At 45.0% G+C, this 15165-nt stretch carries 11 protein-coding genes; 3 read left to right on the forward strand and 8 right to left on the reverse strand.

What is annotated here, in order from left to right; genetic code table 11:
* Positions 1–19 precede the first annotated feature (19 nt).
* Positions 20–2707 carry a hypothetical protein gene (locus EMM73_RS01680; RefSeq protein WP_127684730.1) on the reverse strand — a complete coding sequence of 896 codons (2688 nt, stop codon included), beginning with the start codon at positions 2705–2707 and terminating at the stop codon, positions 20–22.
* Between the two features lie 407 nt (positions 2708–3114).
* On the opposite strand from EMM73_RS01680, the gene phoB reads away from it, so the two are divergent.
* Positions 3115–3801, forward strand: a complete 687-nt coding sequence (gene phoB, locus EMM73_RS01685; protein WP_127684731.1) for a phosphate regulon transcriptional regulator PhoB — start codon at positions 3115–3117, stop codon at positions 3799–3801.
* A 165-nt stretch (positions 3802–3966) separates the two neighbouring features.
* A complete protein-coding gene (gene phoR / locus EMM73_RS01690) occupies positions 3967–5286 on the forward strand; it encodes a phosphate regulon sensor histidine kinase PhoR (protein WP_127684732.1) in 1320 nt (439 codons plus the stop codon).
* Here phoR and EMM73_RS01695 read toward each other — a convergent pair.
* Positions 5273–6145: a LysR family transcriptional regulator gene (locus EMM73_RS01695; protein WP_127684733.1), complete on the reverse strand. Its 873-nt coding sequence runs from the start codon at positions 6143–6145 to the stop codon at positions 5273–5275. The genes phoR and EMM73_RS01695 overlap by 14 nt on opposite strands.
* A gap of 94 nt (positions 6146–6239) precedes the next feature.
* Between EMM73_RS01695 and EMM73_RS01700 the strand changes: the two genes are divergently transcribed.
* The gene (locus EMM73_RS01700) at positions 6240–7199 is read left to right on the forward strand and encodes a putative sulfate exporter family transporter (protein ID WP_127684734.1); all 960 of its coding nucleotides are present in this window, start codon (positions 6240–6242) and stop codon (positions 7197–7199) included.
* Here EMM73_RS01700 and EMM73_RS01705 read toward each other — a convergent pair.
* The 6 genes from EMM73_RS01705 to EMM73_RS01730 form a co-directional block, all read right to left on the reverse strand.
* Positions 7168–8478 carry an amidohydrolase gene (locus EMM73_RS01705; RefSeq protein ID WP_127684735.1) on the reverse strand — a complete coding sequence of 437 codons (1311 nt, stop codon included), beginning with the start codon at positions 8476–8478 and terminating at the stop codon, positions 7168–7170. The two genes, EMM73_RS01700 and EMM73_RS01705, sit on opposite strands and share 32 nt — an antisense overlap.
* A 94-nt stretch (positions 8479–8572) precedes the next feature.
* Positions 8573–9373 (reverse strand): undecaprenyl-diphosphate phosphatase, encoded by an 801-nt coding sequence (locus EMM73_RS01710; protein WP_127684736.1) that lies wholly within the window; start codon positions 9371–9373, stop codon positions 8573–8575.
* A gap of 267 nt (positions 9374–9640) precedes the next feature.
* A complete protein-coding gene (locus EMM73_RS01715; RefSeq protein ID WP_127684737.1) occupies positions 9641–10720 on the reverse strand; it encodes an AI-2E family transporter in 1080 nt (359 codons plus the stop codon).
* 44 nt (positions 10721–10764) lie between these two features.
* Positions 10765–12342, reverse strand: coding sequence for a Ppx/GppA phosphatase family protein (locus tag EMM73_RS01720; protein WP_127684738.1), 1578 nt, complete (start codon positions 12340–12342; stop codon positions 10765–10767).
* Positions 12339–14459, reverse strand: coding sequence for a polyphosphate kinase 1 (gene ppk1, locus EMM73_RS01725; RefSeq protein WP_127684739.1), 2121 nt, complete (start codon positions 14457–14459; stop codon positions 12339–12341). Before ppk1 ends, EMM73_RS01720 begins: the two co-directional genes overlap by 4 nt.
* 108 nt (positions 14460–14567) lie before the next feature.
* The gene (locus tag EMM73_RS01730) at positions 14568–15068 is read right to left on the reverse strand and encodes a glycine cleavage system transcriptional repressor (RefSeq protein WP_127684740.1); all 501 of its coding nucleotides are present in this window, start codon (positions 15066–15068) and stop codon (positions 14568–14570) included.
* Between the last annotated feature and the right edge of the window lie 97 nt (positions 15069–15165).

Consider the following 15165-nt stretch of genomic DNA (forward strand, 5'->3'; position numbering starts at 1 on the left):
CTGGCAGTTTATGGTGGTCTTAGTCGTCCAGACCTACAGCCCAGCCAGCAGTCCAGTTATTGCTTTCAGACACAGCACCGACAAAGTTAACAGTGTCGAAGAAGGCATCGACTGTTTTCATATCTTTGGCAGGATTAGTATCTATAGTGAATATACCTTTGAGCACTGTACTGCGGTCCGCAACCAGCTTGTTACCTGTTTGTCCAAGGAACCAAGCTTCAGTGCTGATACCCGTAGCTATGTTGCCTCTGGTTGGCTCAGGGCAAGAGATGACTGAGTTGGTCATGGTTAAGTTACCTGCAGCAGCTAAGGCTAAAGACTCGGTAGACTCTATTTCCAGACACTCACCCATACCTGTTGGGCCTGTGATAACAAAGTTTGCCAACTGTGCATTTGTTCCTCTGCGCAGCACAATACCTTCAGAATCGTCATCGCCATCAAAGGTGTTACCAATAATCGTCATGTTGGCGATTGTTGGATTAGAGATCGGGGTTGCACCGAAATTATCTGCGTTGTTATCAGCTTCAATACCACGGTTAGCTTTAGCGTTGCTCGGGTCATGTTTTACCAGTACAAACTGCATTTTACCGTTCCAGCCATCAGCCCAGTCGACTGAATCGTCACCGTTCCAGGTCAGAACCACGTTTTTACAGCTGACTGAACCACCGAAAAACTCAACGCCGTCATCAACGTTCTGGTGAACCTGGATGTTTGAACATTTAGTACCAGAACCCACGCCAGCAAAAGTGATACCGTTTAATTCGTTATCAGGAAGAACTTCATAGCCTGCGTGTTTAACAACGACATAGTTCAATGAACCGCTGCTATCTGCTGCATCTGGACCACCGTATGGACCAGCTTCACCTTCAGCCTGAGTTGCGCAGTTATTCAGATTCGGGCAAGTGTTAGTAGGAGCTTTTCCTAACAGCACTAAACCACCCCATTGTCCAGCGGCAGTAGGTGAACCAATCACATCCTGCACTGAAGTCATAGTGATAGGGTTAGCAGCAGTACCTTCCGCCATAATTTTTGAACCACGGGTAACCACCAGGAAGTCAGCACCGGACTTACCGTAGATTGTTACGCCTGGTTGTACGGTTAAAGTGGCAGCTGTACTGTTATCCACACCAATACGAACACGGCCATTTAGCACATAGTCAGCACCCGCTGCTAACGTGACATTAGTGGTGATATCGCCCGTTAACTGGCAGTTTAAACGGCCTGTTAAACTGACTACTTCAGTAGTGCCTGCTGGGCAAGACGTAAGATTTACACCATCTGCCTGATGTAAAGACGTGGTCCAGCCTTTGGTCCAGTCTGTTGTGCCATTGAAAGCACCAATGTAGTTGACATTATCAAACCAGCCATCGACATTGTTTGATACATTGTAGCCATTACCTAAAGCAGGAGAGTTAGGAGCTGGAATGTAACCACCCAGTAAGGCATCGCCCACTAAGTTATTTGGCTGAGCTTCAAACCAGGTTCTGGCGTTGAAGGTTACGTTTCCTGCAGAATCTCTGATATTGGCAAAAGGCTCGGCGCAATCGATAATGGAGTTACGGAAAACTAAATCACCGCTATTGGCGAAGTTGGCTGTTTCTGTAGTGTTAATTTCAAAACACTCACCCATTTTTTCAGGGCCAGTGACGATGATGTTATACAGCTCAGCAGAGGTACCGGCACGCAATAAAATGCCTTCAGAGTCTTCATCACCATCAAAGTTGTTGCCGATGATTGTCAGGTTAGATATTTTGGGCTTACTAATAGGAGCGGCCGTGAAATTACCAGATTGGTTATCTGCTTCAATACCACGGTTAGCTTTAGTATTGTTTGGATTATGACGAATTAATACGTGTTGCATACGGCCAGTCCAGCCATCTGCCCAGTCTAAAGAGTCGTCGCGGTTACCTGTTAATACTACATATTTCGCATCTACAGTGCCGCCGAAAAATTCAACACCGTCATCAAGGTTGTTGTGAACCTGAATATATTCAACTGTAGTGCCACGACCAACACCAGCAAAAGTAATACCGTTCAACTCATTGTCCGGGATTACCTCAAAACCAGCATAACGTACTTGTACATATTTTAATGCACCACTGTTATCTTCTGGATCTGCACCACCGTATGGTCCAGCTTCACCCTCGGATTCAACCTGGCAAGTAGCCAGAGCAGCTTGATCACATTTGTTGGTAGGTGCTTTACCTAATAAAACCAGACCACCCCACTCAGCAGCAGATTCGTCATCAGATAAACCTAACATGTCGTTAACCGAGGTCATGATGATAGGGTTAGTGGCTGTACCAACTGCCTGAATTTTTGAACCACGGGCTACCACTAGGTAGTCTGCGCCGCTTTTACCAAAAACTTTAGTACCTGGCTGAATAGTTAAGGTAGCGCTGTTAGCGTTGTCGTTACCTACTGTTACTTTACCTGATAAAGCCCAGGCGATATCTGCAGTTAAAGTGATATTGCTTGTGATAGTGCCTTTAATTTCACAGACTGGAGTAGTTACACCGGCTAAAGCTGAAGCCTGAGTAGCAAAAGAAGGGCAGGCACTGGTTGGAGGTGGAGTAGGGGTACCACCACCGTTACTTCCACCATTATTACCGCTGCCGGTATTGATATTGATATCACCACCGCCGCAACCAGCTAACACTAAAGCTGAGGCTATTGCGCTCAGTTTTAAAAATTTACGTAAAGCCATTACTCAATCTCCAAATAAGTACGAACAGGAATGCTGTTGTTATAAAAAGCTGTAGCCAACCATACTTATGCTTAATGACTTTTTTATTACAGTGGCAGGATTTGAAATTGAACTTTAAAGGCAGGCCACGTTTGGCGCGGCATAGCGCTGCCCCTGTCAAAAAAGGTTCATTAAAGTGTCATCTAAAGCGCTTTTTTGTTTATTAGCAAAATGTAAGCGGATTGCTGGTTTTTTATTTCGCTCAGATGTAGTGAAAGAAATGGCGGCCAGAAGCAGTTCTTATTGGTGTGCCAGAGGCTAGCCAGGGTCGTTACCATCTACAATGCTTGTTTTGTTTTCATAAAAGTGTCATAAACAGACGCCATACTGGTCATAATTGGTAAGTTATCCTGAATTGGTAGAGGGTTATGTCTAGAAAAATCCTGGTCGTAGAAGATGAAGCACCTATCCGTGACATGTTATGTTTTGTGCTTGAACAAAATGGCTATCAGGCCAGTACAGCAGAAGATTTTGATTCGGCTGTCAACATGCTGATTGAACCTTATCCTGATTTGGTGTTGTTAGATTGGATGATCCCTGGTGGCAGCGGTATCCAGTTTGCCAAAAAGATGAAAAGTCATGAAGTCACCCGCACTATCCCCATCATTATGATTACAGCTCGTGGTGAAGAGGAAGACAAGGTTCGTGGCTTGGAAGTCGGCGCTGATGACTACGTCACTAAACCATTTTCACCAAAAGAATTGATGGCTCGAATTAAGGCCGTTATCCGCCGTGTTGCGCCAACCAGTCTTGATGATGTGATTGAAGTTCAGGGCTTAAAGCTGGATCCGGTTTCACATCGAGTTACAGCCTCTGAACAGGCCGTGGATATGGGGCCCACAGAGTTTCGGTTGCTGCATTTCTTTATGACGCACCCAGAGCGGGTTTATAGCCGTGAACAGTTGCTGGATCATGTCTGGGGTACTAATGTGTATGTCGAAGACAGAACTGTAGATGTGCATATACGCCGTTTACGCAAGGCCATTTCTGTGGCTGGACATGACCGTTTAGTTCAAACTGTAAGGGGTTCGGGTTATCGTTTCTCTGCTAAGTGAGAATTGAGACCCAGTTTTTGTTGCTATTTACCCTAGTTATTTGGAGTTGCAGTCAGGCGGCAACTGAATGAGACCCCATGAACATAGTTGTAGTATGTGATTGGAGAGCAAGACTGCTGCCCACAACGCTGCGGCTTCAAGAACGACGGGTAATAAGTAGGTGCTATGCGTTTGTTGCTATCTAAAAGGAAGATTTTCGGTAAGATCTTCCTTTTGTTTTTTACTGTTGCGTTAATAGGCTGGCTGCTAGGTCTGCTGTTTCCTGCTTTGTTAGTGGCCGCTTTGTTGTTACTTAGCTGGAACTACCGACATCTTTTTATGTTAGATAAGTGGCTGTGGCGCGATAAAAAACTAACACCTCCCGCAGGGGACGGCAGTTGGCAGCAAGTCTTTGACGGTATTTATTATCGACTGCGTAAAGCCCGTAAAAAGAATAAAGAATTACGTGCTTTGATCCGGCGCTTCCGCGATGGAGCTGAAGCTTTACCTGATGCCATAGTGGTGTTGAACAGCGACTGGACTATTATATGGTGCAATAAACTGGCTCAACAGCTGGTCGGTTTACGCTGGCCACAAGATGAACGCCAGCGTATTGATAACCTGATCCGTAACCCGGAATTTCAAACTTATATTCAGCAAAAACAATTTGAGCAACCGCTGGAGTTGTCTTCGCCAGTGAATGAAGATTTGATACTGGAATACCGTATGCTGCAGTACGGCGATGATCAACATCTGCTGATTGTTCGCGATGTAACTCAACTTAAACTGCTGGAGCAGGTCCGTAAGGATTTTGTAGCTAACGTATCCCATGAGTTGCGCACTCCACTTACTGTGCTGCAAGGCTATCTGGAAGTGATGGATGCGGATAACTTACCAAATGCCGGCATTTGGTTAAAAGCTCACACTGTAATGCTGGAACAAACTAAACGTATGGATGCTTTGGTGCAACAGCTATTGACCTTGTCACGTATTGAAGCTGCGGCTAAAGTGCAATTTGAAGATGGCATTGACGTACCTGCTATGTTGGCTATGTTGGAGCAGGAGTCTCAGACCCTAAATCGTGACAAACATCATCAGATCGTTTTTTCAGTTGAACCCGGTCTGGTGGTTTCAGGTATTCGTGAAGAGTTACGCAGTGCTTTTTCTAACCTGATCACCAATGCGATTAAATACACTCCAAATGGCGGCGAAATCCAGGTCAGTTGGGTACGCCAGCATCAAAAAGCAGTATTTAGCGTCTCTGACAATGGCGAGGGGATAGCTCCTCAGCATGTCAAAAGACTTACGGAACGTTTTTACCGCGTTGATCAAGCCAGAGCGCGCGCAACGGGCGGAACAGGTTTAGGTTTAGCTATAGTTAAACATGTACTGCAACGCCATAACAGTAAGCTGATGATATTTAGCGAACCGAAAAAAGGTAGTAGTTTTTCGTTTAGCTTGCCCGCGGAACAGCAGTCAAAACGCAAAGCTGTCAAGGCGCGATAACAGAGTTACCCTGCTGTAAAAAATCTAAAAACTTTTGCAGCAGGGGCGCTTGATAATTTTTATGTTGCACCAATCGGAAATGTCGCTGCAATTGTAACGGACTTTTGAGTAACATCAGCTGACCAGCGTTAACTTCATCCTGTACAGCCAGCAAAGGTAAACAGCCTATGCCGAGTCCTTGTTTCACTGCTTGTTTAATAGCTTCAGGGCGTTCTAACTCCAGTACATTTTCCGGAGACCAATGCAGTCTCGCTAGTTCATGCTCCAACACAGCACGGGTGCCAGAACCTTGCTCTCTGACTATCCAGCGCTGTGCCAATAATTGCTCTACAGATAAATGCTGATGCAGCTCTGGCTTACCAAATAACACAGTTAAATCCTGCCGCCACTGTCGGATGTTGAATTCCGTACTAAGCACTGGGCCTTCGACAAAACCTAACTGAGCTTGCTGCTGATGCATCAGTTGTATCACTTCGCTGCTGTTACACAGGCGTAGTTTGAAATTTATCTGTGGATTAAGTGCAGTAAATTGTGCCAATAAAGCGGGCAGCAAGTAACAACCTATAGTTTCGCTGGCGACCAGTCTTAGCTCACCTTTCTCAGGGTTTGAATTGACCAGCTCTTGCTGTAGATCGAGGAAGATCTGCAGTTTGGGTAACAGATCCAGTGTATGTTGGGTTGGGATTAATTGCCGGCCCTGACGCAAAAATAATGGCTGCCCCAAACGTTGTTCCAGCTCTTTTAGCGCTTGACTGGCAGCAGACTGACTTAAAGCCAGGCGATCTGCTGCTTTGGTCAGACTGTGTTGACGACAAATGGCATCTAGTAATAACCAGTGACGTGGGCTGGGATAATTCATTTGTTATTTTAATCTGAAGCATAAGATATATCCATTATTCTTATTTCTAAGGCTTAGTACAATAGCGCCGTCACTTTCATTAAGATGAATTTCTATGTTGATATTGCTACTGCTAAGCTTATTACTGCATTTATGTTATCTGGCTTTGCCTGCACTGGAATATCTGATCAGTCCGGTTTTTGTCGCTCTGTTGCTCGGCTTATTAGCTGCTTTTGTATTGCCACTCTTCTCCATTCAACCCCGCCAGGTACTGGCGTCCAGGCTAGATACTATTGCCAGTTGGCAACAAAAGGCTTTACGTTTTGGTATAGTTCTGTTTGCTTTTAGTGTTGAACCACAACTGGTAATGCAGACAAGCTTACTGGCTTTAGTACAGCTAGTTGTTTTGATTCTGGTAACGCTGGCTACAGCACTTTGGCTTGGTATCAAGCTGTTTAAATTGCCGAAAGAGCTAGTACTGTTGATTGGCTGCGGCTTAAGTTTTTGTGGGACTTCAGCTATTTTTGCCACCTGGTCGGTACGGCAAAGCGGGCAGGCGACTTTAACTCAAAGTCTGGCTGTGGTGCTGTTGATGGGGTTGCTGTCTTTACTGGCTTATACTGTGCTGATACAAGGCGGCTGGTTACCTGAAGTCCAACTCGCCTGGCTGATTGGCAGCACGGCGCCTGAAGTATCACAGGCTGTAGCTGCAGGCAGTCAGTTAGGGGATGCAGCACCGCAGGCGGTGATCGCCAAGTTGTTCAGGGTGTGTTTACTGGTGCCTTTTTTACTGTTGCTGAGTTTTAACAGTAAAACGAAAGATGGATTTGCGTTTCCGTGGTTTGTTTTAGCTTTTATCGCAGTCTTGTTACTCACCATGGTTTTTTCCGTGCCAGCTTGGTTCAGCCAGGGCGCTGTGCTGTTGTCACAAAGTTGTCTGATTTTTGCCATGCTGGTGACAGGGCTTTTAACCTGTTGGCAGGATTTGAAGCAATGTAGCGGCAAAGTTTTTGGTTTTGCCGCTGTGGTGATGCTGCTGTTGTTTAGTCTTTCTTTGCTGTTTTTGCCGGGTTAGCCAGATAGTCCAAAGCCAGAGCTGTTAAAGCCCGAACGCCGTTTTCCAGCGCCTGTTCATTGACCTGAAACAGCGGCGAATGGTTAGGAGCCGTTTGTTCTACAGGCGTATTTTCAGGGGCTATGCCTAAAAAGAAAAACATGCCCGGTACTTCTTGCTGGAAAAATGAAAAGTCTTCCGAAGCGGTAATAGGTTTTATTGGCGCAACTCCGGCTTTGCCTGCAGCCCAGTGCAAGCTGGGCATAGCCCATTCAGTCAGTGTGACATCATTCCAGGTCACAGCTGCAAAACTATGGTTATGAAATTCAGCAGTGGCGCCACTGGCGGTCGCTATATGTTCTGAAGTGTGCTGCATTTTTTGCAGGAGCTGTTCGCGCATCTGTGGGTCAAAAGTGCGGATAGTGCCTTCAAGTGTTACGTCATCCGGGATAATATTCCAGCGTATGCCGCCATGCACCTGTCCTACAGACAACACGGCAGGAGCCTGAGTGACATCTAACTGGCGAGCTGGGATTTGATGCAGAGCAGTGATTAACTGGCCCGTCACAGCTATAGGATCTACGCCACGCCATGGGCTTGAACCATGCACTTGCTTGCCTTTGACAGTGATATTAAAACTGTCAGCTGCCGCCATTATGCCTTCACTTTTCACCTGTAACTGACCTGCAGGGCCAGGCCAGACATGAAGGCCAAAAATGGCATCGGGTTTGTATTTGGCAAAGACACCTTCTTTGAGCATCAGCTTAGCACCACCTTCTTCACCGGCAGGAGGGCCTTCTTCAGCGGGCTGAAATACAAACAGAATAGTACCAGTAAGTTGTGCTTTAAGCTCTGTTAGCACAGAGGCAGTGGCCATCAGCATAGCTGTATGAGCATCATGCCCACAGGCATGCATTACACCTACATCTTGTCCATTAAAAGTACTGCGCACTTTAGAGGCAAAGGGCAAATCCACCTGCTCTGTGACAGGCAGTGCATCCATATCAGCGCGCAGCGCCACAGTGGGGCCTGGTTTAGCACCTTTTAATACACCCAAAACACCATGATGAGCTATGCCGGTTTGTACTTCTAAACCAAGAGATTTTAAATGCGCTGCTACTTTCTTCGCTGTATTGACTTCCCGGTTCGACAGTTCAGGGTATTGATGGAAATGACGGCGCCATTGCAGCATTTGTGCTTGAATGTTTTGAATCGCAGTTTCAGTGTGGGGTTTTAAATCTGTACTGGCTTGTGCTGAAAAAGCGCTGGCCAGTAGCACAGAAAGTAGAGTTCTCAACATGATAGTTCCTTCTGGGTGAAGTCACTACCATACTGGTACAAGCTTAGAAAAGCAAAGTGCCTTGCGACACTTTGCCGGAAAGGGGCATCTGGGTTCAGAAATAAAACACGAAAGCCAGCAGGAATACACCTAAAGCCAAACGATAAATCACAAAAGGCATCATGCCCATTTTTTCTATCACTTTAAGGAAAAAATGAATACAAACATAAGCCGAGATAAAGCTCAGAACTGTGCCTAAACCTAAAGCAGTCCAGTCCACGGCTTGTTCGCTTTTCAGCAGCTTCAGGGTTTGATAACCACCGGCCAGCAGAATAATAGGGATAGAAATCAAAAAGGAGAAACGGGCTGCTGCTTGTCGGGTTAGACCCAGCATCAAACCTGCTGTCATGGTGATACCTGAACGTGAGGTACCAGGGATCAGAGCTATAGCCTGAGCCAGACCAATAATAATCACATCTTTGACTGTGAGCTGGTCAGTTTGTTTGATTTGTTTGGCTTTTGCATCGGCGTACCACAACAATAAGCCAAAGATGATGGTTGTGCTTGCAATCACTACAGCAGAGCGGGCGTAGACTTCAATAAAATCTTTAATCAGTAAACCAAACAGAGCTGCGGGAATAGTGGCCAGAATAATCAGCCAGCCCAGGCGGCTGTGTTGGTCATGTTGTCCTTTCAGGCTGCCAAGCCAACTGACACTGATAAGTCCTACATCACGGCGGAAGTAATGCAAAACCGCGGCTAGCGTACCTAAATGCACCGCCACATCAAACGCCAGTCCCTGATCACTCCAGCCGAGTAACTGTGAGGGTAAAATCAGATGAGCCGAACTTGAGATAGGTAAAAATTCGGTAAAGCCTTGCAGTAAGGCCAGAACAATAATTTCCACGATAGTCATAAATGTCCATACAGAGGATGAAAAACCTGTGCTAGTGTAAGGCTGCATTGCATGGTTGTCTAATAAAAAGCCTCTGTATCCAGAGGCTTAATCTAAAAAAGTTGATAACTACTCAAGTGGGACTGTTATTGAATGCTCAGGCATTTAATAGTCAATCAGGGGTATTAACTTTTTCCATGATTTAGCCTCTGGGGGCGACAATTGTTATTTATCAGTCAGCGGCATTAATCAAAGCTACTATTTGATAGATTAGTTCTGACTGATACATCACTTATAGTTTTGAGTTTCTTTTTTCAGATGCTGTGGTGCTCTGAGCCATTCCCGCCAAATAGCAACCAATAAAGCCATCAGCACAGGTCCAACAAACAGACCCACCATCCCCATAGTTTGCACACCACCAATTAAACCAAAAAAAGTCGGTAGAAAAGGCAGCTTGACCGGGCCACCCACCAGGGTTGGCCTGATGGTTTTGTCAACGATAAAGAGTTCGATGCTACCCCATAAAAACAAACCTACGCCCGCTGTTAAATCACCTGTGCCAACCAGATAAATCGAAATTAAGGTAAAAGACAACGGCGCGCCACCCGGAATAAGTGCCATAAAACCTGTTAATACACCAAAAGCCACAGGGGAGGGGACGCCTGCTATCCAGTAGGCTACACCTAAAATTACTCCTTCGCCAATAGCGATAATGGTCATGCCTATAACGGTTGAGCTGACGGTCGCAGGTACTACGCGGGAGAAGCGGTTCCAGCGATCAGGCAAAATGCGCTCACCTACAGTATCCAGTTGCCATGCAATACGTTCTCCGTCTTTATATAAAAAAAACAAAGTGATCAGCATAAACAATAAGGTCAGCATTAAGCCAGCTGTAGTCCAGCCGAAATTTAACACCCATTTGGAGATGCCGCTGATTTGTTCGCCACTGACTAAACTGACCACTTGCCCTAACTGATGGGGTTCAGCTAAATAGGTTTGCCAATAGCTAGCTAAGGTATCACCCACTCCAGGTAAAGCGCTGAGCCAATCTGGTACTGCTGCACCATGTTCATTGGCATGTTTTAGCCACTCGATCCAGGCTCGTATTTCTTTCATCGCATAACTGAACACCATTACTAAAGGGATCACTAATCCCAGTACTATGGCTATGATGGCGAGGCTGGCGGCCAAGGTAGAATTATTGCGGCAGTGGTTTAGCAGATGGCGATACAAAGGCCAACTGGCAAAGCAGATAATAAGTGCTGCAAGAACTGGAATCAGAAAACCGATGAAAAAAAATACCCCTGCACCGAGTATAACCAGCAGTAAAGCTCTGCTAATAGCGTCGTTACTAAAAATCTGCGGCATCTATGACTTTTCCTTTCTGTCTCTGGATCCCAGGGATGAAATTATTACTCCTCATCCGGGTTGGATGAATCAAAGCCCGGGCTTTGTAAACTGCACTCTACTAAATATGGACAGTCCAGTACAAAGGCGATTTTTTTCAGATGTAATTGCTCTTGTTGCAGATCTGCGACCAATAAAGGTTGTTGTTCCAACCATTCTTTCGGCAACAGCAGTGTTAATTGCTGATTTTTCCCTTGCGCTCTGAGTTCAGGCAGGAAGTCGTTGCGACGTTTTTGATTCAGCAATACAGCCAGACGCAATAGCACCAGTAAAGAGACCACTGTACTTGAGCTGTACAGATAAAACTGCGATAGCTCTTCCGTTTTAATTTTGCGACGATGAGAGCGCACCAGCGTGGCTATTAACTGTTGTTGTTCCTGGTTAAACCCCGGTAAGTTGGCATTTTTTAAAATGTAAGACGAGTGCCGCTGTACGCTGGACGAATTAATATGCAGACCTATTTCATACACTGTGGCTGCCCAGCTTAACAAGTCAGCCAGCTCATCGGTCAACTGCCAACTATGGCGTAGCTGAGCAAATAATTCCAAAGCTGTGGCTCGAACTCTCTCTGCCTGACTGGTATCAATACTGTATCTTTTAATCAGACTTTGAATGGTATGTTCACGAATATCGTGGTGATGCAGCCGGTCACTCATTTCATACAGCACCCCTTCACGCAGTGCTGCGTCGACGTAGTACATCTGAGAAATACCAAGCATATTAAAAGCGGCAATTAAAATAGCTAAGCCAGAACAAATAAGTAACTTACGATCATCGGCTAAACCAGGTAAATCCAGCTGCAAACTGTTTTCCTGAGCAATGAGCAAATCTTTTAATTGCAGTAGGTGTTCTAGCTCAATGCAGGCCGGATGCCAGCCTAAACCAATAATGACATCGCGAATAGTTTTGATAGTACCTGAAGTGCCAACTGCCTGTTGCCAACCAGTTTCGCGGTAAGCTGAGACTATAGGTTCCAGTTCCTGCTCGGCTTGTAAAATAGCTCGTTCAAACTTTTTAGCACTGATCCGGCCATTGGGAAAATGAAACTGAGCATAGCTGACACAACCCATATTACGACTGGCCAGTCTGATCGGCAGAAAACCTTCGCCTATAGCGAATTCTGTGCTGCCGCCGCCTATATCCATCACCAGCCGACGTTCTTGATAATGCTCAAAATGGGCCACGCCCTGATAAATAAAGCGGGCTTCTTCCTGACCTGAAATCACTTCAATAGGAAAAGGAAATACCGCCTGAGCGCGGCGTAAAAACATAGCACTATTTTTTGCACGCCTCAGGGTGTAAGTGGCAATAACCCGCACTGATTCGGTGGGTACAGGTTTTAAAGTGTCGGCAAACTGGCTCAGCACGGCTAAACCACGCAACATGGCTTCTTCGGTTAATAACAAGTCTTCTGTTAAACCTTCGGCAAGCTGCACTTTTTGCTTTTCACGGTGCAATAGCTGCAGAGCGCCATCGACAACACGAGCTATCACCATATGAAAACTGTTAGAACCTAAATCAACAGCCGCCATGTAAGCGGCTTTTTGCGCATCTGTTGTATCTGTGTTAGTCCAATGGGTCATTTGCCGGCCTGAATGGATTGCTGCAACTGAGCAAAATAATCGTAGATTTCCTGTTGGGAGCGAATGCTACGCTTATTGCCTCTTTTTACATAGTGATTGCTTTGATCTTTATCAATAATCCGGGCTTTGACATTGTCGTTCCACTGAATATCCAGACTGGTCATAATTTGCTGTTTAATGGCTGCGTCGTAAATAGGAACGCCCACCTCAACGCGCTGATCCAGATTACGGGTCATCCAATCAGCTGATGAGATATATAAATCTGTGTTACCACCGTTGTGGAACACATAAATTCTGGCGTGTTCAAGATACCTATCCAATACACTGATGACATGAATATTATCACTCATGCCTTTTACACCAGGAATGAGGGAGCACATCCCCCGCACTATAATTCGTATTTTCACCCCAGCCATACTGGCTTTATAAAGCAAATCAACAATCTGATTATCGACCAGGTTATTCACTTTTAATAGGATTTCAGCTTTTCTGCCGGAAGTCGCAAAATTTATTTCCCTTTCGATTAGGGCACAAAGTTTTGGTCTGCTCCAGGTAGGAGACACCATCAAATGATTGAACTGAAAGGGTTTGTAGCTGTACTGAATAAATTCAAAGACCTGATCCACTTCATCACAGATTTCACTGTGGCAAGTGAACAAACTCATATCCGTATAAATTCGGGCAGTTTTTTCGTTAAAGTTACCTGTGCCTATATGCACAAATTTAACTGTTTTGCCTTTTTCCTGACGACTGATCAAACAAAGCTTCGAGTGAATTTTTAAAGTTTGCAGACCAAAAATGACTTCAATACCAGCCTCAGTCATACGGCGTGCCCAATTGATATTATTTTCTTCATCAAAACGGGCTTTTAGTTCAACCACTACTGTTACTTTTTTGCCATTACGCACCGCATCGAGCAGGGAGTTAATCACTCTGGAATTTTTTGCTACCCTGTACATCGTCATTTTGATGCTGCTGACTTTAGGATCAAAAGAGGCCTGTCGGACCCACTCCGTGAAATAACTGAAGCTGTGGTAAGGATAATACAGCAAGATATCTGAAGTTCGAATCGCTTCAAAACTGGTGGTATGACGCTCAAACTCCGGACTTTTTAACACTGGCATAGGCGGAAATTCTAAAGATGGATGGCCTATGTTTGGAAAACCAATAAAGTCTTTAAAGTTGCGGTATTTACCGCCTGGGATCAGAGAGTCATACGAGCTGTAACCCAACAGTTTTTTCAGCATTTTTAGCATATGTTCGGGCATGTTGGCGTCGTAAACCATACGCACAGGCTCAGACTTTAGGCGTTGCTTGATGCCTTTTGACATTTTATCGATCAGCGACTGGTCCAGTGTATCGCTGATATTGTATTCAGCGTCACGGGTTAGTTTAAGTGAAAAGGCCTGGATTTCGCAGAAATCAAAAAAACCATCAAATAAGTCCTTAAGGCAATGCACTATAATGTCGTCAAGCAAAATAATCTGCCTGCGGTAACGACCTCGTTTTTTGCTTTTATTTAAATGCAGCGGTAATTCGACAAAACGTGACATGGCATCGGTAGGAACTTGCACTATGGCATATTCGGCTTTGTTGGCACCTGTCATTTCCACCATCAGATAGGTGGCATTATCTTCTAAATGTTTAGCCAGCTTTACTTCTTCGGCAGATAAAATAATGGGAGAAATATGGCGTTGTACTTCGCTGCGGTAAAAGCTACGAACCCACTGAGCTTGCGCTTCGGTCAATTTATAATTGTCAATCAACTCAATATTGTGTTTGCGAAGTGCTTGCAGTAAGTCGTCATAAATTTTATTAAAGCGTTCGCCCATATTCATGACGATATGTTGAATATCATGCAGTAACTGCTCAGCATCTTCTTGTTCATTCGCATGGTATTTTTTCAGCAGGATGCGACGTTTCACATCTGCAACCCGAACCCGAAAAAACTCATCCATGTTGTTAGAATAGATGCCTAAAAAACGCAAGCGTTCTATAAGTGGGTTACGTTCATCTGCAGCTTCTTGCAGTACCCGGCCGTTAAACGCCAGCCAGCTCAATTCGCGGGGGAAATAATTTGTATCGCTCACAGTATGTTTTAACTCTGCAAAAACCATAACAGGCTCCATATCGGGTTCTAGAGTTACTCTATGGCATTTTTATGACGGACTGATGAAAGGATCAAGGGGATGATCCTTTACTACAGAAAAAATTTCTATCTAAGATTAATGCTCTATATCAACCACTACATCCGCAGCTATAGCCTCCAGAGCCTTGACCACTTCATCTTTATTCAAAGTGTCTGGAAGTTCTACAGTGGCAATCGCATGAAACAAGGGAACACCCCAATTGGGAGCGCTCTGTTGGGAGCTTTCAAAATGAATAATATTTGCACCTTTGTGTTTCATCACACTGGACAGTTCACGAACTATGCCGGGTCTGTCATTGCCCGTAATAATAAACTGCAACTGTTTATCCGGATGAATTTCTGAATGCAAGCCTTGCTGAATTTTAATGTCCAGATCGGACATACGCTCTAACTCTGTTGTTAATGCAAAGACATGCTCTTCTGGCACTTCCAGTTGCAGTATCCCCGCGAAATAACCACCTAAATGACTCAAGTTACTGGCCATCCAGTTACCTTGATGACTGGTAATTACTGTGGCAAGTTGTTCAACTAAGCCTGCTTTGTCCCTGCCTATAACGGTTAAAATCAACTGCTTCATACAACCTTACTCCCGGAAACAACAAAAAACTGATAAAAATGCAAAACACCTTTTAAAAAACAGTGGCTTAGCCAAGTTTGGCCTACCCCATTGTAGA

It is taken from the genome of Rheinheimera sediminis (assembly GCF_004005375.1).
In the GTDB taxonomy this organism is placed as follows: Bacteria; Pseudomonadota; Gammaproteobacteria; order Enterobacterales; family Alteromonadaceae; genus Pararheinheimera.

What these genes read in the sequence shown, in the direction of transcription:
- EMM73_RS01695 (WP_127684733.1), bottom strand. Translation starts at nt 6,145, where the DNA reads ATGAATTATCCCAGCCCACGTCACTGGTTATTACTAGATGCCATTTGT.
- EMM73_RS01680 (WP_127684730.1), bottom strand. Translation starts at nt 2,707, where the DNA reads ATGGCTTTACGTAAATTTTTAAAACTGAGCGCAATAGCCTCAGCTTTA.
- EMM73_RS01705 (WP_127684735.1), bottom strand. Translation starts at nt 8,478, where the DNA reads ATGTTGAGAACTCTACTTTCTGTGCTACTGGCCAGCGCTTTTTCAGCA.
- EMM73_RS01730 (WP_127684740.1), bottom strand. Translation starts at nt 15,068, where the DNA reads ATGAAGCAGTTGATTTTAACCGTTATAGGCAGGGACAAAGCAGGCTTA.
- phoR (WP_127684732.1), top strand. Translation starts at nt 3,967, where the DNA reads ATGCGTTTGTTGCTATCTAAAAGGAAGATTTTCGGTAAGATCTTCCTT.
- EMM73_RS01715 (WP_127684737.1), bottom strand. Translation starts at nt 10,720, where the DNA reads ATGCCGCAGATTTTTAGTAACGACGCTATTAGCAGAGCTTTACTGCTG.
- phoB (WP_127684731.1), top strand. Translation starts at nt 3,115, where the DNA reads ATGTCTAGAAAAATCCTGGTCGTAGAAGATGAAGCACCTATCCGTGAC.
- ppk1 (WP_127684739.1), bottom strand. Translation starts at nt 14,459, where the DNA reads ATGGTTTTTGCAGAGTTAAAACATACTGTGAGCGATACAAATTATTTC.
- EMM73_RS01700 (WP_127684734.1), top strand. Translation starts at nt 6,240, where the DNA reads ATGTTGATATTGCTACTGCTAAGCTTATTACTGCATTTATGTTATCTG.
- EMM73_RS01720 (WP_127684738.1), bottom strand. Translation starts at nt 12,342, where the DNA reads ATGACCCATTGGACTAACACAGATACAACAGATGCGCAAAAAGCCGCT.
- EMM73_RS01710 (WP_127684736.1), bottom strand. Translation starts at nt 9,373, where the DNA reads ATGACTATCGTGGAAATTATTGTTCTGGCCTTACTGCAAGGCTTTACC.